Raw genomic sequence first — 20,968 nt, forward strand, 5'->3', positions numbered from 1 at the left:
GTTCGGCCCCTCATTCCCTCCTGCCGCGTTGTCGGGTTACCGTGCCGGGTCTCGCTGGTCGTCCCCGGTCAGGGTGTACCGCGATGCGCCGATCGCGGTGTGTGTCTGAAATATATCGGAAAAGCCTGGATGGGGCGCAGAGGCACGCTGGTCCGTTATGACCGTCGCCCGGGTCATGCGGCATTCCCCGCGTGGTTACGCGGTGCCGAAATCAAGATGTGCCCCAGTGCCGTTCGCAACACGGCGTCCCCCGATGGATGCACGGGTCCGGTCCCCTGTCCCCGTGCGTTTCATGCTGTTTTACAAGGTATAGGCGAAGTGATTCGCGCCGGTCAATATCGCGTGATTCGTTTTAACCGCGACAGGCGCTAACCCCTGACTTCGACTCGAAAAAAAATAGCGGCGCACGGGGCGCCGCTATTGGGGTGGTGATGATCTGGTACAGGTTCAGGTGTCGAGCCAGACATTTTCGAAATGCATGTACCGGAACTGGTGCACCTGGTCGTTCTTCACATGCTCGGCAAAATGCTTGGTCTGATTGCGCCAGAAGGGCTGTATGATCACGCCGTTGTCCTGAAGGCGCGCTTGCAGCTTGGCGGAGTATTCGCGCCGCTGGTCCGCGTCAAACACGCCAACGGCCTCTTCGAGTATCGCGTCGAACTCGGGGTCCGAGTGGCCGGATTCGTTCCAGGCCTCGCCCGACTTGTAGGCCAGCACCAATACCTGCACGCCCAAGGGGCGCGGGCCCCAGTTGGTGGTCGAGAAGGGGTACTTTGTCCAATCGTTCCAGAAGGACGAGCCGGGGATGACGGTGCGCTTGAGGTTGAAGCCCGCCTCGCGCAGCATCGCGCCGATGGCGTCGGTGGTCACCGTGCGCCAGTCGCCGTCGATCGAGATCAGCTCCAGTTCGGTTTCGCCGTGACCTGCGGCCTTGGCCATTTCGATGGCGGCGGCGGGATCGGCCTCTTTCTTGGGGATCTCGGCGTATTCGGGGTGGAACGGTGCGACGTGGTGGTTTTCGGCGGTGATGCCGTCGCCGTTGATGCCCAGTTGCAGCGCGATGTTGTTGTCGACCGCCATCTGCACGGCGTTGCGCAGTTCTTTCGACGTGTAGGGCTCGGTGTCCATGCGCATCCGGGCAACGATCGTATTGGCGGTGGGCATGGTGCTTTTGACCAGGCCAAGACCGTCCAGCGTGTCGATGAAGTCGGACGTGGTTTCATCGTTCACGTCGATCTCGTCACCGTCGAAGGCCGCCACGATGGCCGCGCCATCGGTGCCGAAGTCGATGAACTTGATGCCGTCGAGATAGACGTCGCCGCCCCACCATTCACCGTTTTCGCGGCGCTTCACCTCGGCACCGGTGCCGATATCCATCGAGACCAGCTCGAACGGGCCGGTGCCGATCGGGCTTTGGGCAAGGTCGGTGTCGTCGCCGTGGCTGCGGTGCACGATCAGCGCGGGATAGTCGGCCATACCTGCGATGAGCGAGATGTCGGGGCGCGGCAGGTTCAGCTTGACGGTGTAGTCATCGACCTGCTCGACCACGCCATCGGCCAGTTGGCCCGATTCCGCGTCGATCAGGGAGGCCATGCGCGCGGCCATGGAATTGCCTTCCACCGACTTGTCGCACCAGCGGGTGATGTTGTGGACCACGTCCTCGGCGGTGAAATCGTCGCCGTTGTTCCACGTCACGCCCTGGCGCAGGTTGAGGGTGTAGGTCTGCGCGTCGTCCGACACTTCCCAGCTGTCGAGCAGAAGGCCGGTAAAGCTGTAATCGGAGTTCCAGCGCACCAGCGGCTCGCAGAACTGACGGCCCAGGTTGCCTTTCTCGGTCCAGTCGTACTTGCGCGGATCGGTGATTTCCAGAACTCGCATGGCGACGCGCAGAACACCGCCTTTCTTGCCTTCGCCATCCTGCGCCATGGCGGGTTGAGCCATGCCCAGAAGGCCGTAAGCGGTGGCGGCGCTGGCGCCGAAGGTCGAGGCGAGTGCCATGAATTCGCGGCGGTCCATCTTGCCGGCGCGCGTGTCCTCGGCCAGCTTGCGTATGACGGGGCGCAGCTGCGCGGTTTCCGTTTCGTGTGTCATCGAAGTCTCCCTGTTGATCGGATGTTGTTCCATCCTGTTTTTCCGGCTCGCAGGTCAGCGTTTTCCTGGGTCTTTTCGAAAATCCGCCAGCATTCGACCGGGCATGTCGCCGAATGAGAATGAGCGGACGGATACGTACGACCTGTAATATTTGCGACATCAAATTGTAGTTTTGCGACGTGATCAATGCGGGTGGTTCGGCCCCGGCGAATTTGCTTGAGACGCTTTGAGCGCACGGGTAGATCAGGCGGCAAAGGAGACAGGGTATGAGCCTCAACACATTCGGACATCTGTTTCGCGTCACCACGTGGGGCGAAAGCCACGGGCCCGCTTTGGGCGCGACCGTGGACGGGTGTCCGCCGGGGGTTCCGGTGGACGAGGCCTTCCTTCAGCAGTTTCTGGACAAGCGCCGCCCGGGCCAGAGCAAGCACACGACGCAGCGCAAGGAGCCGGACGCGGTGAAGATCCTGTCGGGGGTGTTCGAAGGACAGACCACCGGCACGCCGGTGCAGCTGATGATCGAGAACACCGACCAGAGGTCGAAGGATTACGGCGATATCGCGCAAACCTTCCGGCCGGGTCATGCGGACATCACCTATCACCAGAAATACGGCATCCGGGACTATCGCGGCGGCGGGCGCAGTTCTGCCCGCGAGACGGCCGCACGGGTCGCGGCAGGGGGGCTGGCGCGGGCTGCGCTGGCAAGCCTTGCGCCGGGGCTGCAGGTGAAGGGCTACATGACCCGGATGGGCGAGGTCACGATCGACCCCGACCAGATCGACTGGGACCAGATAGACCGCAACGATTTCTTTCTGCCCGATGCGGGCGCGGTGGCGGTCTGGGAGGAGTATCTGCAAGGCATCCGCAAGGCGCAGAACTCTGTCGGGGCGGAGATTGAGGTGGTCTGTCGCGGAGCGCCGGCGGGGCTGGGCGCGCCGGTTTACGGCAAGTTGGACACTGACCTTGCCGCGGCAATGATGAGTATCAACGCGGTGAAGGGCGTGGAGATCGGCGAGGGTATGGCCGCGGCCCGGCTGACCGGCGTCGACAATGCCGACGAGATTTTCATGGGCGAGAATGGTCCGGAATACACCAGCAACCACGCGGGCGGCATCCTTGGTGGCATCTCCACCGGGCAGGACATAGTGGTGCGGTTTGCCGTGAAGCCCACCAGTTCTATCCTGACGCCGCGCCGGTCGATCCGGATGGACGGCAGCCCGACCGAGGTTGTCACCAAGGGGCGGCACGACCCCTGCGTCGGCATCCGCGCGGTGCCGGTGGCAGAGGCGATGATGGCCTGTGTCGTGCTCGATCACCTGTTGTTGCATCGCGGGCAGGTCGGGGCCGGACCGCGGGGCGTGATCGGCTGATCCCAGGCCTATGACTTGCGGGCGACCACCGCGAACTGCGTCAATGAAAAGAAAAAGCGCCCCTCAGCGGCGAGGGCTTCCTGTTCTTTGCGCCAAGCCGTGCAATCGGCTTCGGGGACGAGGTCGTTCTGCCGCGCGTAGTTATCCATTAATGTCAGCATCATGCGGGCCAGACCGTCCGGTCTGAGATCGTGATCATTTAGCGTGACCGGGCGGATATCCTCTACCTCGAAGCCCGCGTCGCGCAGCATCGGCGGCAGCACCGCAGGCACGCGGCGCTCGATGAAATGGTCGTCCCACGAGGCGATCATGCGGTCCATGCGCGGCTGATCCTCGGTGTGCCAGATCCAGCTGTCGAAATGGATGTCGCTGACAACCAGCCGTCCACCGGGGCGCAACACACGGGCGACCTCGCGACAGGCACGTGGCAGGTCATCGAGATATTCGAACACCTGCACCGAGACGGCCTTGTCGACCGATCCCCTCTCAACCGGCAGATCATAAGCCGAGCCATCGCGGAACTCGACCCATTCGAACTCGGTGCAGCGGGCGATGGCGGCCTCCCGCATGTCGTTGCTGGGGTCGACCCCGATGATGCACCCGCCGGGTCCGACGGCGCGGGCCAGTTCGGCAGACAAAAGGCCGTTGCCGCTGCCGATATCGAGGATCGTCTCGGCCGGTTTCGGCATGACAGCGTCGAACGACAGACGCCGCCGCTGGATGATGTCGGACCCTTGATAGACGAGGTCCAGCAGGCGCGTGGTCTCGGCGTTGAATTGCAGCATGATCGCATCCCCCCGCGTTTCAGAATACCCGAAAGCGGAAAAATCACGAAATCGACGCCTTAGCGCGGGGCCGTTTGACGCGAGAGCTGCACGGCGAGAATGCCGCCTGTTACGACCAGCACGCCAATAATATCCCAGAAACCTAATGCTTCGTTAAGCACGAGGGCGGCGATGGTGACGCCGAAGAACGGGGTGAGGAAGTGGAAGGTTGCGGCCTTGACCGCGCCGATGCGGTTGACCAGCGCGAACCAGACCAGCGTGGCGGCGAGGCCGGGGATCAGCGTGGTGTAGACGAAGGCCGCGATCAGTTGCCACGACCAGGCGATTTCAAGGGTTTCGGTTGCAAGGCCGAAAACGCCCAAGGCGGCGCTGCCGACCAGCATTTGCAGGCCCACGATCATCAGGAAGTTGCCGCCCGAGGTCGCGCCGCGCACCATCAGGGTGGCAAAGGTAAGCGCGATGACGCCGCCGATGCAGAGCATGACGCCGTAAAGGTCGGCGCCGCCCTGGATACGCGTGCCCATGATCAGCGCGACGCCGGCCATTCCCGCGGCGAGTCCGGCGAAGCCCAGGGCGCTGACGCGCTGGCCGAGGATCAGCCAACTGGCGAGGCCGACGAGCAGCGGCATCGACGAGGCGATGATCGCGGCGAGCGAGGCCTCGACCGTTTGCATGGCGACGAAATTCAGGCCGAGATAGAGCGCGTTCTGACACAGGCCGAAGATGATCGTGGCCCGCCATTGCGCCGGGGTCAGGCGCCAGGACTGGCCCAGGGCGCGGGCGATCAGGACGCCAAGTATGCCCGAGATCAGGAAGCGCAGGGCGAGCGCGCTGACGGGCGGTGCGGCGGCGACGATGATGCGCGCGGAGGTGAAGGCGCTGGACCACATGACGGCAAAGGCCAGCCCCATGAGTAACGCGCGAACATCCATGTTTTACTCGTCCTCGAAATGAAAAGGGCCGCCGGTGGGGCGACCCTTTCCGAAACCTGAAAGGAATACAAGGTCAGCCGTTCACGCTGTCCTTGAGGGCCTTGGCGATCGTCATTTTGACGACCTTGTCGGCATCCTTGTGGATTTGCTCGCCGGTGGCGGGGTTGCGCACCATGCGCGCCGGACGCTCGCGGCAGTAGATCTTGCCAACGCCGGGAAGGGTGACGGCGCCGCCGTTCGACACTTCCTTGGTGATGATCTCGATCATGGAGTCGAGGGCGCTTGTCGCGGTTTTCTTGTCGCTGCCCATTTCCTCGGCGAGGGCCGCAACGAGCTGGGTTTTGGTCATCGGTTTTGCCATTTTCTGGTCTCCTTCAACTGCCCGTTTCTTGGGCCTCCTGCGCGGGATTTAACTGTATCTTGTAGGCAAACACAACAAATAGTGTCGTAAAACAAGGCCGATTTCGGTGTTTTGGGCCTGTTTTTTTGGGTTCAGGCCGTTTTACACGAGATTCAGGGACCTTCAACGCGCAAATGGCGATCCTGCAAGCGAGGCGGGGAATCGCCAGTGAAACTTGGTTAATCGGGCAAAAGCGGTCGAAATCCCACGTCGGTATCGCGTCGGTATCCGGGTGGTATGGCGACGGTGCGCGTTTCGCGATTTGCCGGGGTTAACGGGCCGTACGTGGTTAACAGGAGACTGGCGCTACGTGGCGGGGCGTTCCTGGCCCAGGGCCGGATCGAGGCGACCGGACGCCAGCGCGGAGGCTGCGACCATCGCGGTCGCGGTGCCGAGCATCAGGGGCAGGCCGCCCAGTTGATAGGTCAGGCCCGACAGCACGGTTCCGAGGAGCCGGCCTCCGGCGTTGGCCATGTAGTAGAAGCCCACGTCCATCGTCACGCGCTCGGCCCGGGTGAAGGCGAGGATCAGGTAGGAGTGCAGGGAGGAGTTGACCGCGAATATGCCGCCGAAGACCAGCAGGCCGGCCACCAGCGTGACGGTGAGCCAGGGTTGCGGGCCGGAAGACGCCAGCGCGGCGGCGGTCAGGACGGCGGGAATGGCGGCCAGCGCCCAGGCCCAGCCGCGGGCGGCGTAGACGAGGTCGGCTTCGGGGCGGGAGGCGGCACGCAGGAGACGGGGGGCGGCGGCCTGCACGGCGCCGTAGAGGATGATCCAGAGGGCCATGAACGTGCCGATGAGGAAGAAGGCGGCGCGATTGCCGTCCTCGGTGCCGTCGGAGAGCACGGCGTAGAAGTAGATCGGGATGCCGACGACGAACCAGACGTCGCGTGCGCCGAAGAGAAAGACGCGCGCCGCCGACAGCCAGTTGACGTTCGGGGACTTGGAGAAGACCTCGGAGAACTTGGCGCCCTTGCGGCCCTTGGGCAGGCCCGAGGGCATGGCGATGAGGACGGCCACGAGAATGAGGGCGAGGATGGCGGCCATGCCGAGCACCGCGCCGGTGAAGCCGAAGAGCGCCAGAAGGGCGGCGCCGAGGAGGAAGCCCAGACCTTTTACCGCGTTCTTGGAGCCGGTGAGCACGGCGACCCAGCGAAAGAGGCCTCCGCCCGTCGCGGGGGCGAGGAGCTTGACGGCGGACTTGGAGGACATCTTGGCGAGGTCCTTTGCCACGCCGCTGGCGCCTTGGACGACCATGACATAGACGACCGAGAGGCCGATGGCCCAGTCGGGGTCGAGCTGGGTCAGGGCCAGCAAGGCCAGCACCTGTATCCCGAGACCCGCATAGAGCGTCGAGGTCAGGCCGAAGCGGGCGGCGATCCAGCCGGCGGCGAGGTTGGTGACCATGCCGGCGATCTCATACAGGACGAAGAGATAGGCCAGTTGGACGGGCGAAAAGCCCAGCGTGTGGAAGTGCAGCAGCACCAGCATCCGCAACGCGCCGTCGGTGAGCATGAAGGCCCAGTAGGCCGCGGTGACGGCGATATAGGCCGAGAGGCCCTCGGGGCGTTCGCGGGTCTGGCTCACAGCGACGCGCCGACCATCAGGGCCACGTCGACGAGGCGATAGGCATAGCCCATCTCGTTGTCGTACCATGCGTAGATCTTCACGTGGGTGCCGTTGACGACCATGGTCGAGGGCGCGTCGACGATGCCGGAGCGTTGATCGTTGGTGTAGTCGGCGGAGACCAGCGGGCGTTCCTCGTAGCCAAGGATATTTTTCAGCGAGCCTTCGGACGCGGCCTTGAAGAAGGTGTTGACCTCTTCGGCGGTGGTTTCGCGCTCGACCTCGAACACGCAGTCGGTGATCGAGGCATTCAGCAGCGGCACGCGGACGGCGTGGCCGTTCAGGCGGCCCTTCAGTTCGGGGTAGATCAGCGTGATCGCCGTGGCGCTGCCGGTGGTCGTCGGGATCAGCGAGTTCAGCGCAGAGCGGGCACGGCGCAGGTCCTTGGCGGGGCGGTCGACGATGGTCTGCGTGTTGGTGACATCGTGGATCGTGGTCATTGAGCCGTGCTTGATCCGCAGGTTTTCGTGGATGACCTTGACCACGGGGGCGAGGCAATTGGTGGTGCAGCTGGCGGCGGTGACGATGCGGTGGCGGGCGGGGTCGTAGATGTCGGCGTTGACGCCCATGACGATGTTGGCGGCATCGCCGTCCTTGACCGGGGCGGAGACGACCACCTTTTTCACGCCCGCGTCGAAATAGGGGGCGAGCTTGGCCTCGGACTTGAACACGCCGGTGCAGTCGATGACCACGTCGACGCCATCGAGCGGCAGAGCCGACAGGTCGCGCGTGCCGATGAAGGGGATGCGGGTGCCGTCGATGGTGACGCTGTCGGCGTCATGGGAGAAGTCGGCGTCCCAGCGGCCATGCACGGTATCGAATTCCAGAAGATGCGCGTGCATTTCCGGGTCGCCCACGGCGTCGTTGATCCAGGCGATTTGCGCACCGCGCTCCAGCAGGGGTTTCAGGATCAGCTTGCCGATGCGGCCCAGCCCGTTGACGGCGTATGTTGTCATGCGGAGGCTCCGCTGTTGATGTTTGCGATGTCGTCCACGGCTTTTTGTAGGGAAATCCGATCGAGACTGTCGAGTGACAAGCTTGTAAACGCCTTGATGCGGTTCTGAAGTGCGCCGTAGGCCTGTTGGAAGGCGAGCGCCTTTTGCGCGTCGGTGCCCTCGGCCTTCACCGGGTCGGGCATGCCCCAATGGGCGCTGACGGGCTGGCCGGTCCAGGCCGGGCATTCCTCGTTCGCGGCTTGGTTGCAGACGGTAAAGACGAAATCGAATTGCGGCGCGTCGGGGCCCTGGAAAACCGAGACGTTCTTGGCCTCAAGCACCGAGGTGTCGTGGCCTTTCTGTTGCAGCACGTCGAGGGCGAAGGGGTTCAGTTCGGACCTGGGCTTGGTGCCAGCCGAATAGGCGTTGAAGCGGTCGCCGCCCTCCGCCCTGAGAAGGCATTCTGCAAAGATCGAGCGGGCGGAATTGCCGGTGCAGATGAAGAGCACGTTGTACTTGCGGTCGGTCATTTGGGGAACTCCGAGAAGAGTGTGCTGGGAGGTGAGGGAACAGGCATCGGGGCGGCCACGGCAGCAATCGCCGATGAGATAGTCGAGGGTTTGTCGCATCGCTGTCATGTCGACGCTGTAGCGCAGAGAGGTGCCGGTGCGCGTGCGCGTGATCAGCCCTGCCTGCACCAGCGCGTTCACGTAGGTCGAGAGCGTGTTGGGTTTGAGGTCGAGCGCGCGGGCCAGTTCGGTCGCCGGGACGGCATCGGGATAGCGCCGCATCAGAAGGCGAAAGACCGCCATGCGCCGGGGATGGCCGAGGGTGGCGAGCCGGTGGGGAATCATTGTTTCCATGATTCATGAAATATTGAATTAGTGGCGCATCCGCAAGTGTGGATGTGCCGATGTCATTCACGCATGAACGAAACTGGCCGAGCTGCGTTGCCCCTGCATGGCACATGGTACGAACAACAGGGTTCTGTGTGCGCTGGACATCACGACGCGCGATGAGGTGACCAGGCACTGCGAGGATGTGACGCTGGAGGCCGGCGCGGTCTTGCAGCGCTCGGGCGAGGCAACACATGCGGTCTATTTTCCCGAAACCGCCGTGATCTCCGCGATTGCGACCTACAGCGACGGGTCGGGCATCGAGATGGCCAATATCGGGCGCGAGGCGTCGACGGCGGTGAACCTGATGTTGGGCCAGTCGCGGCATTTCCACACCGACGAAGTGCAGATCGCGGGCGCAGCGCTGCGCCTGTCGGCAGAGCGGTTCGTGCAGTTGAAATCCGAGCACGAGGCGTTCGAGCGGGTGCTGTTCGCCAGTGCGCAATCGGTGTTCTACCAGGTCATGATCTCGGGTGCGTGCAACGGGGCGCACAGTGCGCGGCAACGCCTGGCGCGGTGGCTGCTGACGATGGCGGACCGGATCGACGGCAGCGAGATGCGGCTGACACACGACTTCCTGGCCGAGATGCTGGGGGTCCGGCGGGCGACGGTCACGGAAGCTGCGCAGGACCTTCAGGAGAACGGACTGATTTCCTACAGGCGGGGGCGGGTCAGGATCACCGACCGCACCGGGCTGACGAACGCCAGCTGCGAATGTTACAACCTCGTGCGGGCGGCGAACCGTGAGTTGTTGCCCGAAATTGATCGGGACGCGTGAAATCGCTATTCATGGTACGTTATCGTACAGATCTCGCGCTGGACGTCCCATAAGGTCGGCCTATCTTGGCCGCAGTTCACGCGATAAATCATGTTCTGAAGAGGGGGATGGCCCATGAGAGTGATGGACGCCAGCATGGATGGCGATGACGTGATGAAGAATGCGATCCGGCATTCTCCGTTGTCGATCGTGCTGACGGACCCGCGGATCAAGGACAATCCGATCACCTATGTCAATTCCGCCTTCGAGGCGCTGACGCTGTATAGCCGGCGATACGCGGTCGGGCGCAATTGTCGTTTCCTGCAAGGGCCGGAGACGGAAGAACGGCATGTGACCCGCATCCGTGATGGATTGAAATCCGAACAGGAATTCGAGGTCACGCTGACCAATTACCGCGCCGACGGCTCGGCCTTTCGCAACCAGTTGCTGATCGCGCCGATCCACGGAGAGGACGGCGAGTTGACGGCGTTCTTCGGCCTTCAGCGCGAGGTGCCGGACCCTGCAGGCGCAGCGGAGGGGGACGACGCGTCGATGGGATTGCTGCGCGAGTTGCAGCACCGGGTGAAGAACCACCTGTCGATGATCGTCAGCATGATCCGCATCCAGGCCCGGCAGAACGTGACCGAGGACTCGCTGAAGGCGATCGGGCGGCGGATCGAGGCACTGTCGGTTCTTTATGACGAACTGTTGAGCGGCGGCGGGACTGGCGCCAGCGAGGAGATCGCCACGGGCGCCTACCTGAGCCGCATCGCGTCGGTCGTGTCGAGCCTGGAGCCGCGCGGGGCGATCCGGGTGAACGTGGAATGCGACGAGATCTCGCTGCCCGTGGACCAGGCGGCGCGGCTGGGGCTTTTGCTGTCGGAATTCATGACCAACGCGTTCGAGCACGCGTTCGAGGGGCGATCATCGGGCACACTCGAAGTGCGGTTCGCGCGGCGCGAGGACGGCGGTGTTTATCTGATGGTGGAGGATGACGGCAACGGGTTGCCGGAGAACAGCAACTGGCCCTTTTCGGCGCCCAGCATCGCGGCTCAGAAGAACCGGGCGGAGCATCACGACGGCGCGCTGGACACGACGGGCGAAGACGGCAAGCCCGGCGTGGGCGGCAGCATCGTGCAGGCGCTGACGCAATCGCTGGACGCGGAGCTTTCGGTTGAGCGGCTGGAGCAGGGCACGCGGGTGACGGTCGAGTTGTGACCGGGTGAGGCGGGGGCCAGGGGCTTGGGCCGGACTGAAATGGGGATGTCGACGTGGTGCCGGATGCCCGGGCGTCTGCACCGACATCAGCGCACAGGGTCTGCCCACGCGGCACGTCCGTTTTGCGGGTGCGAAGTCAACGGATCGCCGCGACAGATTGGGCGAACGTCTCTGCCACGTTCTGTCGCCGGATTTCATGCTCCTTGCCGGGTCAGCTTGCGCCGCTTTTTTGGGGGTCGCCGCTTTTTCGGACCGGGGCCTGGAATGCGTGCAGCCCTATCCGACCGCACGCATTGACCCGTTTTCAGTGGGCCATCATTTCTTCAGCCACGTCCGCGCCGCTGAGTTCGGCGGGGTAGTAGGTTGGCCAATTGGTGACTTCCTCGAGCAGCTTCGCCCGGTCGTCGCCCCAGTAGAGGTGGAAGTGTCCGGCATCCTGCGGCGCGATGGCATGGTCGCTGAACTGGATGAACGCGGGTGCCCCGGCGTCGCCACCGCTCTTTTCGAATATGTAGCGGACACCGCGGTTGCCGGCCTTGTAGGTCAGCACTTCGTAGCCGTCGTTGGCATAGCGGCCCTGCAGCGGGGTGCCGTCGTCGAAGAAGGTAACGCTGTCACCTTCGATGAGGATACGGTCGACCTCGGTCGCATAGCCGGTCTGGTAGTAGTCGGTGTATTCGGCCGCTGTCTTGTCCCCATGCTCGGCCTTGTGCGCCATGACGGGGTCGAGCGTTCCGTCCTGCAGCAGCGGGTAGACCGATTGCCAGTCTCCTTCCCAGTCCGAGAGGTTGCGGTCCTCGATCTGGTCATCCTCGAAGTAACCGTTGTAGACCTTGTCGTTACCGTGATCGTGTTCTTCGGAATGATCGTGATCATGTGTGCTTTCGCTTTGGGCGAACGCCGGCGCGGCAAGCACGAGCAAGGCGCCGGTGGCGACGGTGGCAACGCACCTGGCGAATGTCTGTTGCATGAGAGGCTCCTGTGTTGACGGGATCTTCGACCCCATGAATATTAATGTTATTACATAACGCATCCTCCTTAACGAACGGATTTTGCTTTGACAACCGGGTTACGCAGTTGAAGACCTGTTCAGACGCGAAAGACTGCCGAACGGCAAGTGCTGCCGCGCGCCCGTCCGTTGCACGTGCAAGCCCGCTCCGGTTCGGCGCAGTCAATCTGGTTCGAACGCCGCCACTCGCGGTATCGAGAACCGCGATGCAACAGCACGCTGTGCGTGGGCCGCTCGCAACGTCTGTTCGCTTGGCGTGAAGGCATGTCCACGCCTCCCTGAACTGGAAAGCCGCCGATGCAAAACCGCCCCCGCAGAGCCTGCGAGGGCGGTGTCGTTGGTGGGGCGGACCCGCGTCGGGGGGCCGCAGCGCCTTACTTGTACTTCTTGATCTCGCCTGAGCGCAGGCGCGACGCGTAGCTTTGCAGCTCGCGCTTGACGATCGGCATCAGGAAGTAGAGGCCCAGCACGTTGACCACCGCCATCGCGAAAATCGCGGCATCGGAGAAGTCGATCACCGGGCCGAGGCTGGAGGCCGCGCCGATTACCACGAAGATGCAGAAGATCAGCTTGAAGATCAGCTCTTTCGTCTGGCCCTCACCGAAGAGGTAGGTCCAGGCCTTCAGCCCGTAATAGGACCAGCTGAGCATCGTGGAGAAGGCGAAGAGGATCACCGCCAGCGCCAGGATGTACTTGAACCCGTCGATCGAGGACTGGAACGCCGCCGAGGTCAGCGCGACGCCGGAATTGTCGCCGACGGTCTGGATCGCGGTGCCCGCCTCGTTCAGCACGAAGAGGCCGGTTTCGGGGTCGGTGACCAGCTGGTCGGTGATGATGATCACCAGCGCGGTCATGGTGCAGACCACGACCGTGTCGATGAAGGGTTCCAGCAGCGACACGAAGCCCTCGGTGATCGGTTCCTTGGTGCGCACCGCCGAGTGCGCGATGGCCGCCGAGCCCACGCCCGCCTCGTTCGAGAAGGCGGCGCGGCGGAAGCCCTGTATCAGCGCGCCCACCATGCCGCCGGCGACGCCGAGGCCGGTGAAGGCACCCTCGAAGATGCGCCCGAAGGCGGTGCCGATCTGGTCGAAGTTCATCAGGATGATGATCAGCGCGGTGCCGACATAGAGGATGCCCATGAACGGCACGACCTTTTCGGTGACCTTGGCGATGGATTTCAGCCCGCCGACGATCACGGCGAAGACGACCGACGCCATGACAAGGCCGGTGATCCAGCCGGGGTAGTCACCGAGGACGTTGGCAAGCTGCGCGTGGGCCTGGTTGGCCTGGAACATGTTGCCGCCGCCAAGCGCGCCGAGGATGCAGAAGACCGAGAAGAGCACCGCGAGGATGCCGCCGCCGAAGATGCCACGTTCCTTGAACCCCTTGGAGAGGTAATACATCGGGCCGCCCGAGACTTTGCCATCGGGGTATTCGTTGCGGTATTTCACGCCGAGCGTACATTCGGTGAACTTGGACGCCATGCCCATGAGGCCGGCGAGGATCATCCAGAACGTGGCCCCCGGACCGCCGATGCCGATGGCGACCGCGACGCCCGCGATGTTGCCGAGGCCTACTGTGCCCGAAAGCGCCGTGGCGAGCGCCTGGAAGTGGCTGACTTCGCCCGCGTCGTTGGGATCGGAATAGTCGCCTTTCACAAGAGCGATGGAGTGGCCGACCCAGCGGAACTGCACCACGCCGAAATAAATGGTGAAGACGGTGGCGGCGATCACAAGCCAGCCCACGATCCAGGGGAAACTGGTGCCGGGAAAGTCGGAGAAGATCAGGCTGACGAACCAGCCGGTGGAGTTGGCGAAGATCTCGTTGACCCGCTCGTCGATGGATTGCGCCAGGGCCGGGGCGCTGAGCGCGAGCAGGGCGAAGAGCGCCGCCAGGGGCGTCTTGAGTGAATGTTTCATCTGTGTCCCTCGATTTTCTTGTTGAATGCTTGGCGCGTTGTCACGGCACGATGGTGACGGGCACGGGCGCCGCCTGCGCGAGGCTGCCCGCGACCGAGCCGAAGAGGCGCGAGGACAAGGCGGAATGGCCGGTGCGGCCGATGACGATCTGTTCGGCCTTGTTCTCGTTGATGATGTCGACCAGCGTATCGGCGATATGACCGTAGCGCAGGACCGTGGTGGCGCTAATGCCGGCATCGGTGAGCTTTTTCAGAACGGGTTTGAGCAGCGCATCCTCGGCGCGAGCCAGCTCTTCCTTGCGGCGCATGTGCCGTTCCTCGAGCTCTTCCTTGGTGAGGAAGGAATAAGGCGACCATTCCAGCACGTGGGCGACGATCACCTCGGCGCCTTGTGCCTTTGCCAGGGTGGTTGCGAAGTCGAGAGCCGCCTTGGCGCTTTCACTGTCGTCAAATCCCAGGACCAGTTTTTTTGACATTGTTCTCTCCTGTCGTGTCATTCCGGATCGGAATCCGATCAGCGTAGACGCAAAAGGCGAGTCGGCGCGAGTTTTTTCAATTTCTGTAAGCAAGACGGTGCCGTAGGGTGCCGGATTCCGGTCGGTTTGCGGCTGGTTTGGGCGGTGCGGGAACAGCAGGCCGGGAGGTCCCGGAGCAAGTCCGGGACGGGCGTGCTCGTGTGCCGGGGGGCGCCTAGAGGAACGCGGTTTCGTCGAAGCTGCGCAGCTTGCGGCTGTGGATGCGTTCCAGGGGCATGTCGCGGATATGCTCCATTGCGCGGATGCCGACCATCAAGTGGCGCGAGACCTGTGTCTTGTAGAAATCGCTGGCCATGCCGGGCAGTTTCAGTTCGCCATGCAGGGGCTTGTCCGACACGCACAGGAGCGTGCCGTAGGGCACCCTGAAGCGGAAGCCGTTGGCGGCGATGGTCGCACTTTCCATGTCGAGCGCGATGGCGCGGGACTGGCTGAGGCGCTGGACCGGGCCGGACTGATCGCGCAGTTCCCAGTTGCGGTTGTCGAAGCTGGCGACGGTGCCGGTGCGCATGACGCTTTTCAGCGCGTAGCCTTCCAGTTCGGTCTCGGCGGCGACGGCCTGTTCCAGCGCGATCTGCACCTCGGCCAGGGCCGGGATGGGCACCCAGGCGGGCAGGTCGGCATCGAGCACCGCGTCCTCGCGCAGGTAGGCGTGTGCAAGGACGAAATCGCCCAGCGACTGCGAGTTGCGCAAGCCCGCGCAATGGCCGACCATGATCCACGCGTGCGGGCGCAGGACGGCGATGTGGTCGGTCGCCGTCTTGGCGTTGGAGGGGCCGACGCCGATATTGACCAGCGTGATGCCGCTGCTGTCCTTGCGCTTGAGGTGGTAGGTGGGCATCTGCGGCAGCTTGGAAGTGGGGCGCAGCACCTCGTCGGGGCCGGTGATGGCCGTGTCGCCGGGGCCTATGAAGCTGTCGTAGCCACTGTCGGGATCGGCCAGCATCTTGCGGGCGAAGGCTTCGAACTCGGCCACGTAGAACTGGTAGTTGGTGAAGAGAACGTGGTTCTGGAAATGCTCGGGCGCGGTGGCGGTGTAATGCGCGAGCCGGGCGAGGGAATAATCGACGCGCTGGGCCGTGAAGGGGGCAAGCGGCGCGGGGTCCTCTTGCATCACGGTGTAGGTGCCGTTGACGATGTCGTCGTTGGTGGTCGACAGGTCCGGCACATCGAAATAGTCGCGCAGGGTGAAATCGGACGCGCCCTGTTGCGGGACGGTAATGGAGGCGTCGTTGGCGACGGCGAAATGCACCGGCATGGGGGTGTCCGACACGCCGATGGTGACCGGCACCTCGTGGTTGTCCAGCAGGAGGCCGATCTGCTGTGTCAGGTAGTTGCGGAACATGCGCGGCCGGGTGACGGTCGTGCTGTAGGTGCCCGGCTCGGCCAGGTGGCCGAAGCTGAGGCGGCTGTCGATCTTGGCATAGCTGGAGGTGCTGATGCGGATCTCGGGGTAGAAGGCGCGGACGGGGCGCGAGGGCTGGCCGTTCAGCATCGCGGCCTGGAACGCCTCGCACAGGAAGCGCACCGCGTCGTCGTAGAGGGCCACGAGATGCGCCACCGCCGCCGCGGCCTCGGTAAAGTTTTGCGGCGCGGGGGCGTGGGGGCTGTGATAGCGGCCGTCATCGGCGGTCTGAGCCATGGTGTACCCGTTACAATAAACTTGTGCGGCGCACGTTGACAGAGCAAGGGGCGCTTCGCAAGCTTGCGCCGATCTGGCTGCGAGGGAGGGGGCGATGGATTTCGAGACGGTCACGCCGGAGGTGTTCGGCGCGTCCCTGCGGGGGCTGGGGCTGAACCTGCTGGTGCGGGACGTGACGCGAGAGGTGGCGTTTTTGGAGGCGGTGTTCGGGATGACGGCTCACCGGGTAAGCGGAGATTTCGCGATCATGGTTTACGGCGACCAGCTGATGCAGCTGCATGCGGACGGGACCTATGGCAGTCACCCCGCGCTGGGGCTTTTGCCCGAAAGCGGCCCGCGCGGGGCGGGGGCGCAGCTGCACCTTTTCGACAGCGACCCGGACGAGGCGGCGGCCAAGGCAGAGGCCGCGGGCGGGCATGTGTTGCAGCCGCCGACGGACAAGCCGCACGGCCTGCGCGAGACCACGATCCTGTGCGAGAACGGCTATGCTTGGGTGGCGTCGCGGCCGCTGGAGGTTATATCAGCCGGGTGAGGCATAGGAGAGCGGCATGGGCAAGGTATTGCTGTCATTGGGTCACGGCTTTTCTTCGCGGGCGTTGGCAAGGCGGCTGGTGCCCCGGGGCTGGCGTGTGATCGGAACGACCCGAAGCGCGGAGAAGGCCGAGGCGCTGGCGGACGAGGGCGTGGAAGGCGTGGTCTGGCCTGGAAGTGACCTGTCCGGGGCGCTGGGCGAGGCGACGCATCTGCTGAGCTCGGTCAGTCCGGGGGAGGACGGCGACCCGGTGCTGAACGCGCTGGGCGACGATATCGCCAAGATGGCCGGACGGCTGGAATGGGCCGGGTACCTGTCGACCACGGGGGTTTACGGCGACCACGAGGGCGATTGGGTGACCGAGGACAGCCCGCTGGAGCCGTCGACCGAGCGGGGGTACAGGCGGGTCGTGGCCGAGGCGGCCTGGGCCGGCATTCCGGACCTGCCGCTGCATATCTTCCGGCTGGCGGGCATCTACGGCCCCGCGCGCGGGCCGTTCGAGAAGGTGCGAAAGGGCACGGCGCGGCGGATCATCAAGCAAGGCCAGGTGTTCAGCCGGACCCACGTGGAGGATATCGCGCAGGTGCTGGAGGCGTCGATCAGGCGGCCCAATCCGGGTGCGGCCTACAACGTGTGTGACGATGATCCGGCGCCGCCGCAGGACGTGATCGGCTATGCGGCGGAACTGCTGGGCGTGCCGATGCCTCCGGCGGTGAATTTCGAGGACGCGGAGATGAGCCCGATGGCGCGGTCCTTCTATGCGGAATCGAAGCGGGTGGATAACAGCCGGATCAAGGACGAGTTGGGGGTCGAGTTGATTTATCCGGACTACAAGGCGGGGTTGACCGCGTTGTTGGCGGAAGAGGAGGCGCGTACGGGGTAAGCCCCGGCGCGTGGGTTATCACCCACCCTACGAGGTCCCGGGGCAGGCCCGGGACGGGCGCGCTCTTGGCGTTATTCAGGTTGAGAATCCAGACGGTTCTGCCGAGTGCTGCCCGCCGTATTTGAGTATTTGAAGAACAATGAAAGGCTTGGTCGCCCCCGTTTTCATCGTTCTTCAAATACTCATGCCGGCGGCACGACCACAAGCATACGATCAGCCGTTTTCGCGCAGGATGGCGCCGGCGAGGTAGAGCGAGCCGCAGATCAGGATGCGCGCCGTGGGGTCTTTCGCGGCGATGTCCTCGATGGCGGCGCGGGCGCTGGCGGCGGTGCCCGAGGGCAGGCCGACATTGGCGGCGGCGGCGGCGGTGTCTTCGGCGGGCAGGGTGTTCGCCTCGCCGGGGATGGAGATGGCGGTGAGGCTTTGCGCGACGCCGGCCAGTGGCGAGAGGTAGCCCGAGATATCCTTGGTGTTGAGCATGCCGCAGACCAGGTGCGTGGGGCGGGGTGGCAGCGAGGCCAGGTGCGCGGCCAGCGCGCGACCTGCGGCGGGGTTGTGGCCGCCGTCGAGCCAGAGCTCGGCCTGCGGTGCGGCCTTGGCCAGAGGGCCGGTGGAGAGGCGCTGCATCCGGGCGGGCCAATTGGCGTGCGTGACCGCAGCCTCGAGCGCGGCATCGCCAAGGTGCAGGTGACGCAGGGCGGCGATAGCGGCGCCGGCGTTCTCATACTGGTGCGCGCCGGGCAGGTTGGGCAGGGGCAGATCGCGGAGGCCGGTTTCATCCTGGTAGATGAGACGGCCACGTTCGGTGGTGACGTGCCAGTGCTGGCCGTGGGCCAGAAGGGGCGCGCCCAGACGTTGGGCGGCGGCCTCGATGGCGTCCATGCCTTCCTCGTCCTGCGGACCGACGACGCAGGTGACGCCGCGTTTGAGGATGCCGGCCTTTTCGCCGGCGATCTTGGCCAGCGTGTCGCCGAGATATTGCTCGTGGTCCATCGACACGGGCGTGATGATGGTAAGCGCCGGTTTCGCCACGACATTGGTGGCATCGAGCCGTCCGCCCAAGCCCACCTCGAGCAGGGTGTAATCTGCGGGCGTGCGCGACATGGCGAGGATCGCGGCGCAGGTGGTGATCTCGAAGTAGGTGATCGGTTCGCCGCCGTTCGCGGCGTAGCATTCATCGAGCACTTCGGTCAGGTGCGGCTCGGATATCAGCTCGCCGGCCAGCCGGATACGTTCGTGGAAACGGGCGAGGTGGGGCGAGGTGTAGGCGTGGGCGGTTTTGCCGGCGCCCTCGATCCCGGCGCGGATCATGGCCAGCGTCGAGCCCTTGCCGTTGGTGCCGGCGATGTGGATTACCGGGGGCAGATCGTTCTGCGGGTTGCCGAGCGCCTCCAGCAGGCGCCAGACGCGGTCGAGCGTGAGGTCGATGATCTTGGGGTGCAGCGCCATCATCCGGTCGAGGATGACGTCCGATGTGGGGGCGGTCATTTGTCGGCTTCGTCCGCGGTCTGTTCCTCGGCGGTGTCGGGCTGCGCCGCGTCCTGAGGCTCTTCCTCGGCGGGGAGTTCAGGGGCGGGGAGGTCGGCGGTGACGGCGGGCGGCAGGTTCAGGAGCATGCGCAGGATGGTGATGAGTTCGGTGCGCATTTCGCCGCGCGGGGTCACGCGGTCGAGCATGCCGTGATCCAGCAGATACTCGGCGCGCTGGAAGCCCTCGGGCAGTTTTTCGCGGATGGTCTGTTCGATGACGCGGGGGCCGGCGAAGCAGATGAGCGCGTTGGGTTCGGCGATATGCACGTCGCCCAGCATGGCGTAGGACGCGGTGACGCCGCCCGTGGTGGGGTGGGTCAGCACGACGATGTAGGGCAGGCTTGCCTCTTTGAGCATCTGCACGGCGACGGTGGTGCGGGGCATCTGCATGAGCGACAGGATGCCTTCCTGCATGCGCGCGCCGCCCGCGGCGGAGAAGAGCACGAGGGGGCGGTTGAGCTTCACTGCCTCTTCGGCGGCGGCGATGATGGCGTTGCCGACATACATGCCCATGGACCCGGCCATGAAGGAAAAATCCTGCGCCGCCGCGACGATGGGGGTGCGGCCGATTTCGCCGGAAGCCACCAGCATCGCCTCGGTCTCTCCGGTCGCCTTTTGCGCGGCGCGCATCCGGTCGGGATATTTCTTTTGATCGCGGAATTGCAGCGGGTCGGCGGTGGGCTGGGGCACGGACACTTGTGTAAAGGTGCCGCCGTCGAAAAGGGCTGTGAACCGATCGCGCGGGGTGATCGGCATGTGATGGCCGCAGGAGGTGCAGACGTTGAGGTTTTCGCGCAATTCGCGGTGGAACAGCATGGTTCCGCACTCGTCGCACTTGGTCCACAGGTTCTCGGGGATCTCGCGGCGCGAGAAGATCGAATTGATGCGCGGACGCACGTAATTGGTGATCCAGTTCATCTGTGGCCCAGTTCCCGTTGCAAATCGCCCTTGAGATAAGCCGTGCGCGTGAGAAATGCAATCAGACGCGCAGGGCGAGTCGCGCGGTGAGCCAGCTGACCAGCAAGAGCATCAGGTCGAGCGGCGCCCAGAGCCAGAGTGCATCTCTGTCGTCCAGGGTGAAGGGGTAGGTGTAGAGGGCCAGGCCGTCGAAACTGCCCGCAGGTGCGGCGACGAGGATGGCGAAGAAATTGTTGACGAAATGCAGGCCGAGGGCGGCGCCGATGGTGCCGGTGCGGGCCGTGAGGTCGGCGGCGGCGATGCCGAAGAGCGTGGCCCAGCCGACAATCAGCCAGTTGGCGTCGCCGTTGATCACGGGATCGTAATGCAGAAGGCCGAAGAGCAGGGAGGGGACGATGATCCAGATTCGGGGATTGGCGAAGCGGGCGGCGAGCTGGCTTTGCAGGTAGCCGCGAAAGACCAGTTCCTCGGCCCCGGTCTGGATCAGAAGGGCGGGCAGGGCGAGCGGCAGGAAGGTCAGCCAGCGGGTGGTGTCGATATTCGCCTCGGGCGTGAGGCCGGGCGTGGCGGGCAGCAGGATCGAAAGGGCGAGGTGCAGCCCGACCATGTAGAGACAGACGCGGGCGAAATGGAGCCGTGCAAGGCGCAGGTCACCGACGAAGCTGGGCAGGGCGCGGCCATGGATGGCGCGGCCCGTCATGGCCAGCGCGACGATGATGAAGCCGAAGAGGTAGAGGTTCGCCAGCACGCCGGCCGGGGTTTCGCCGGTTTCCAGGTCGCCGAGCGTGCTGTCCCACGAGGTCGCCGGCGCCACGATGTTCAGCAGCGCCGAGGCGGCGAAGATCAGCGACAGGAACAGCGCCGCCAGCATGATGGCGCCCAGCACAAGGCGCACGAGCGAGGCGGTGGGGCGAGCCGGATGAACAAGGGCTTCGTGCGGTCGGTAGGCGTCGGACATGGAACCAGAGCTAGGGCGCGGGGGCATGGACCGCAA

Annotated in this window: 19 protein-coding genes; 5 read left to right on the top strand and 14 right to left on the bottom strand. The window is 64.5% G+C overall.

Annotated features, from left to right (window positions below; all coding sequences use genetic code 11):
* Window positions 1-447: 447 nt before the first annotated feature.
* The gene (locus C2I35_RS10255; RefSeq protein ID WP_103762931.1) at window positions 448-2,091 is read right to left on the bottom strand and encodes an ABC transporter substrate-binding protein; all 1,644 of its coding nucleotides are present in this window, start codon (window positions 2,089-2,091) and stop codon (window positions 448-450) included.
* A 266-nt stretch (window positions 2,092-2,357) separates the two neighbouring features.
* On the opposite strand from C2I35_RS10255, the gene aroC reads away from it, so the two are divergent.
* Entirely contained in the window at window positions 2,358-3,461 is a 1,104-nt protein-coding gene (aroC, locus tag C2I35_RS10260; protein ID WP_103762932.1) for a chorismate synthase, read from the top strand.
* Window positions 3,462-3,469: 8 nt separating this feature from the next.
* Here the strand turns inward: aroC and C2I35_RS10265 are convergent, their stop codons facing one another.
* The 6 genes from C2I35_RS10265 to C2I35_RS10290 form a co-directional block, all read right to left on the bottom strand.
* A complete protein-coding gene (locus C2I35_RS10265) occupies window positions 3,470-4,246 on the bottom strand; it encodes a methyltransferase domain-containing protein (RefSeq protein ID WP_103762933.1) in 777 nt (258 codons plus the stop codon).
* Between the two features lie 59 nt (window positions 4,247-4,305).
* The gene (locus tag C2I35_RS10270) at window positions 4,306-5,178 is read right to left on the bottom strand and encodes a DMT family transporter (RefSeq protein WP_103762934.1); all 873 of its coding nucleotides are present in this window, start codon (window positions 5,176-5,178) and stop codon (window positions 4,306-4,308) included.
* A 73-nt stretch (window positions 5,179-5,251) separates the two neighbouring features.
* Window positions 5,252-5,539, bottom strand: coding sequence for an HU family DNA-binding protein (locus tag C2I35_RS10275; RefSeq protein WP_057790788.1), 288 nt, complete (start codon window positions 5,537-5,539; stop codon window positions 5,252-5,254).
* Between the two features lie 345 nt (window positions 5,540-5,884).
* On the bottom strand, window positions 5,885-7,165 hold the full coding sequence (gene arsJ, locus C2I35_RS10280; RefSeq protein WP_103762935.1) for an organoarsenical effux MFS transporter ArsJ: 1,281 nt from the start codon (window positions 7,163-7,165) through the stop codon (window positions 5,885-5,887).
* On the bottom strand, window positions 7,162-8,160 hold the full coding sequence (locus tag C2I35_RS10285) for an ArsJ-associated glyceraldehyde-3-phosphate dehydrogenase (protein ID WP_103762936.1): 999 nt from the start codon (window positions 8,158-8,160) through the stop codon (window positions 7,162-7,164). The genes arsJ and C2I35_RS10285 overlap by 4 nt, the downstream gene beginning before the upstream one ends.
* On the bottom strand, window positions 8,157-9,002 hold the full coding sequence (locus C2I35_RS10290) for an arsenate reductase/protein-tyrosine-phosphatase family protein (RefSeq protein WP_103762937.1): 846 nt from the start codon (window positions 9,000-9,002) through the stop codon (window positions 8,157-8,159). The genes C2I35_RS10285 and C2I35_RS10290 overlap by 4 nt, the downstream gene beginning before the upstream one ends.
* A gap of 97 nt (window positions 9,003-9,099) precedes the next feature.
* On the opposite strand from C2I35_RS10290, the gene C2I35_RS10295 reads away from it, so the two are divergent.
* Complete coding sequence (locus tag C2I35_RS10295) at window positions 9,100-9,813, top strand: Crp/Fnr family transcriptional regulator (protein ID WP_103762938.1); 714 nt, start codon at window positions 9,100-9,102, stop codon at window positions 9,811-9,813.
* 114 nt (window positions 9,814-9,927) lie between these two features.
* On the top strand, window positions 9,928-11,010 hold the full coding sequence (locus tag C2I35_RS10300) for a PAS domain-containing protein (RefSeq protein ID WP_103762939.1): 1,083 nt from the start codon (window positions 9,928-9,930) through the stop codon (window positions 11,008-11,010).
* 304 nt (window positions 11,011-11,314) lie between these two features.
* Here C2I35_RS10300 and C2I35_RS10305 read toward each other — a convergent pair whose 3' ends face one another.
* The 4 genes from C2I35_RS10305 to C2I35_RS10320 all read right to left on the bottom strand — a co-directional run bounded on the left by C2I35_RS10305 (window position 11,315) and on the right by C2I35_RS10320 (window position 16,112).
* Complete coding sequence (locus C2I35_RS10305; RefSeq protein WP_103762940.1) at window positions 11,315-11,980, bottom strand: ZinT family metal-binding protein; 666 nt, start codon at window positions 11,978-11,980, stop codon at window positions 11,315-11,317.
* A 413-nt stretch (window positions 11,981-12,393) separates the two neighbouring features.
* Window positions 12,394-13,938: an alanine/glycine:cation symporter family protein gene (locus C2I35_RS10310; RefSeq protein ID WP_103762941.1), complete on the bottom strand. Its 1,545-nt coding sequence runs from the start codon at window positions 13,936-13,938 to the stop codon at window positions 12,394-12,396.
* Between the two features lie 40 nt (window positions 13,939-13,978).
* On the bottom strand, window positions 13,979-14,413 hold the full coding sequence (locus tag C2I35_RS10315) for a universal stress protein (RefSeq protein ID WP_103762942.1): 435 nt from the start codon (window positions 14,411-14,413) through the stop codon (window positions 13,979-13,981).
* A gap of 214 nt (window positions 14,414-14,627) precedes the next feature.
* Entirely contained in the window at window positions 14,628-16,112 is a 1,485-nt protein-coding gene (locus tag C2I35_RS10320; RefSeq protein WP_103762943.1) for an AMP nucleosidase, read from the bottom strand.
* A gap of 94 nt (window positions 16,113-16,206) precedes the next feature.
* On the opposite strand from C2I35_RS10320, the gene C2I35_RS10325 reads away from it, so the two are divergent.
* Complete coding sequence (locus tag C2I35_RS10325) at window positions 16,207-16,644, top strand: VOC family protein (protein ID WP_103762944.1); 438 nt, start codon at window positions 16,207-16,209, stop codon at window positions 16,642-16,644.
* A gap of 16 nt (window positions 16,645-16,660) precedes the next feature.
* Window positions 16,661-17,527 carry an SDR family oxidoreductase gene (locus C2I35_RS10330; protein ID WP_103762945.1) on the top strand — a complete coding sequence of 289 codons (867 nt, stop codon included), beginning with the start codon at window positions 16,661-16,663 and terminating at the stop codon, window positions 17,525-17,527.
* A gap of 213 nt (window positions 17,528-17,740) precedes the next feature.
* On the opposite strand, the gene C2I35_RS10335 is transcribed toward C2I35_RS10330, so the two are convergent.
* The 3 genes from C2I35_RS10335 to C2I35_RS10345 form a co-directional block, all read right to left on the bottom strand.
* Entirely contained in the window at window positions 17,741-19,015 is a 1,275-nt protein-coding gene (locus C2I35_RS10335) for a bifunctional folylpolyglutamate synthase/dihydrofolate synthase (protein ID WP_103762946.1), read from the bottom strand.
* The gene (gene accD / locus C2I35_RS10340; protein ID WP_103762947.1) at window positions 19,012-19,974 is read right to left on the bottom strand and encodes an acetyl-CoA carboxylase, carboxyltransferase subunit beta; all 963 of its coding nucleotides are present in this window, start codon (window positions 19,972-19,974) and stop codon (window positions 19,012-19,014) included. Before accD ends, C2I35_RS10335 begins: the two co-directional genes overlap by 4 nt.
* A 61-nt stretch (window positions 19,975-20,035) precedes the next feature.
* Entirely contained in the window at window positions 20,036-20,932 is an 897-nt protein-coding gene (locus C2I35_RS10345) for a CPBP family intramembrane glutamic endopeptidase (RefSeq protein WP_103762948.1), read from the bottom strand.
* Between the last annotated feature and the right edge of the window lie 36 nt (window positions 20,933-20,968).

Source organism: Roseovarius confluentis, from assembly GCF_002917925.1.
Taxonomy (GTDB): domain Bacteria; phylum Pseudomonadota; class Alphaproteobacteria; order Rhodobacterales; family Rhodobacteraceae; genus Roseovarius; species Roseovarius confluentis.

What these genes read in the sequence shown, in the direction of transcription:
- C2I35_RS10255 (WP_103762931.1), bottom strand. Translation starts at nt 2,091, where the DNA reads ATGACACACGAAACGGAAACCGCGCAGCTGCGCCCCGTCATACGCAAG.
- aroC (WP_103762932.1), top strand. Translation starts at nt 2,358, where the DNA reads ATGAGCCTCAACACATTCGGACATCTGTTTCGCGTCACCACGTGGGGC.
- C2I35_RS10265 (WP_103762933.1), bottom strand. Translation starts at nt 4,246, where the DNA reads ATGCTGCAATTCAACGCCGAGACCACGCGCCTGCTGGACCTCGTCTAT.
- C2I35_RS10270 (WP_103762934.1), bottom strand. Translation starts at nt 5,178, where the DNA reads ATGGATGTTCGCGCGTTACTCATGGGGCTGGCCTTTGCCGTCATGTGG.
- C2I35_RS10275 (WP_057790788.1), bottom strand. Translation starts at nt 5,539, where the DNA reads ATGGCAAAACCGATGACCAAAACCCAGCTCGTTGCGGCCCTCGCCGAG.
- C2I35_RS10285 (WP_103762936.1), bottom strand. Translation starts at nt 8,160, where the DNA reads ATGACAACATACGCCGTCAACGGGCTGGGCCGCATCGGCAAGCTGATC.
- C2I35_RS10290 (WP_103762937.1), bottom strand. Translation starts at nt 9,002, where the DNA reads ATGGAAACAATGATTCCCCACCGGCTCGCCACCCTCGGCCATCCCCGG.
- C2I35_RS10295 (WP_103762938.1), top strand. Translation starts at nt 9,100, where the DNA reads ATGGCACATGGTACGAACAACAGGGTTCTGTGTGCGCTGGACATCACG.
- C2I35_RS10300 (WP_103762939.1), top strand. Translation starts at nt 9,928, where the DNA reads ATGAGAGTGATGGACGCCAGCATGGATGGCGATGACGTGATGAAGAAT.
- C2I35_RS10305 (WP_103762940.1), bottom strand. Translation starts at nt 11,980, where the DNA reads ATGCAACAGACATTCGCCAGGTGCGTTGCCACCGTCGCCACCGGCGCC.
- C2I35_RS10310 (WP_103762941.1), bottom strand. Translation starts at nt 13,938, where the DNA reads ATGAAACATTCACTCAAGACGCCCCTGGCGGCGCTCTTCGCCCTGCTC.
- C2I35_RS10315 (WP_103762942.1), bottom strand. Translation starts at nt 14,413, where the DNA reads ATGTCAAAAAAACTGGTCCTGGGATTTGACGACAGTGAAAGCGCCAAG.
- C2I35_RS10320 (WP_103762943.1), bottom strand. Translation starts at nt 16,112, where the DNA reads ATGGCTCAGACCGCCGATGACGGCCGCTATCACAGCCCCCACGCCCCC.
- C2I35_RS10325 (WP_103762944.1), top strand. Translation starts at nt 16,207, where the DNA reads ATGGATTTCGAGACGGTCACGCCGGAGGTGTTCGGCGCGTCCCTGCGG.
- C2I35_RS10330 (WP_103762945.1), top strand. Translation starts at nt 16,661, where the DNA reads ATGGGCAAGGTATTGCTGTCATTGGGTCACGGCTTTTCTTCGCGGGCG.
- C2I35_RS10335 (WP_103762946.1), bottom strand. Translation starts at nt 19,015, where the DNA reads ATGACCGCCCCCACATCGGACGTCATCCTCGACCGGATGATGGCGCTG.
- accD (WP_103762947.1), bottom strand. Translation starts at nt 19,974, where the DNA reads ATGAACTGGATCACCAATTACGTGCGTCCGCGCATCAATTCGATCTTC.
- C2I35_RS10345 (WP_103762948.1), bottom strand. Translation starts at nt 20,932, where the DNA reads ATGTCCGACGCCTACCGACCGCACGAAGCCCTTGTTCATCCGGCTCGC.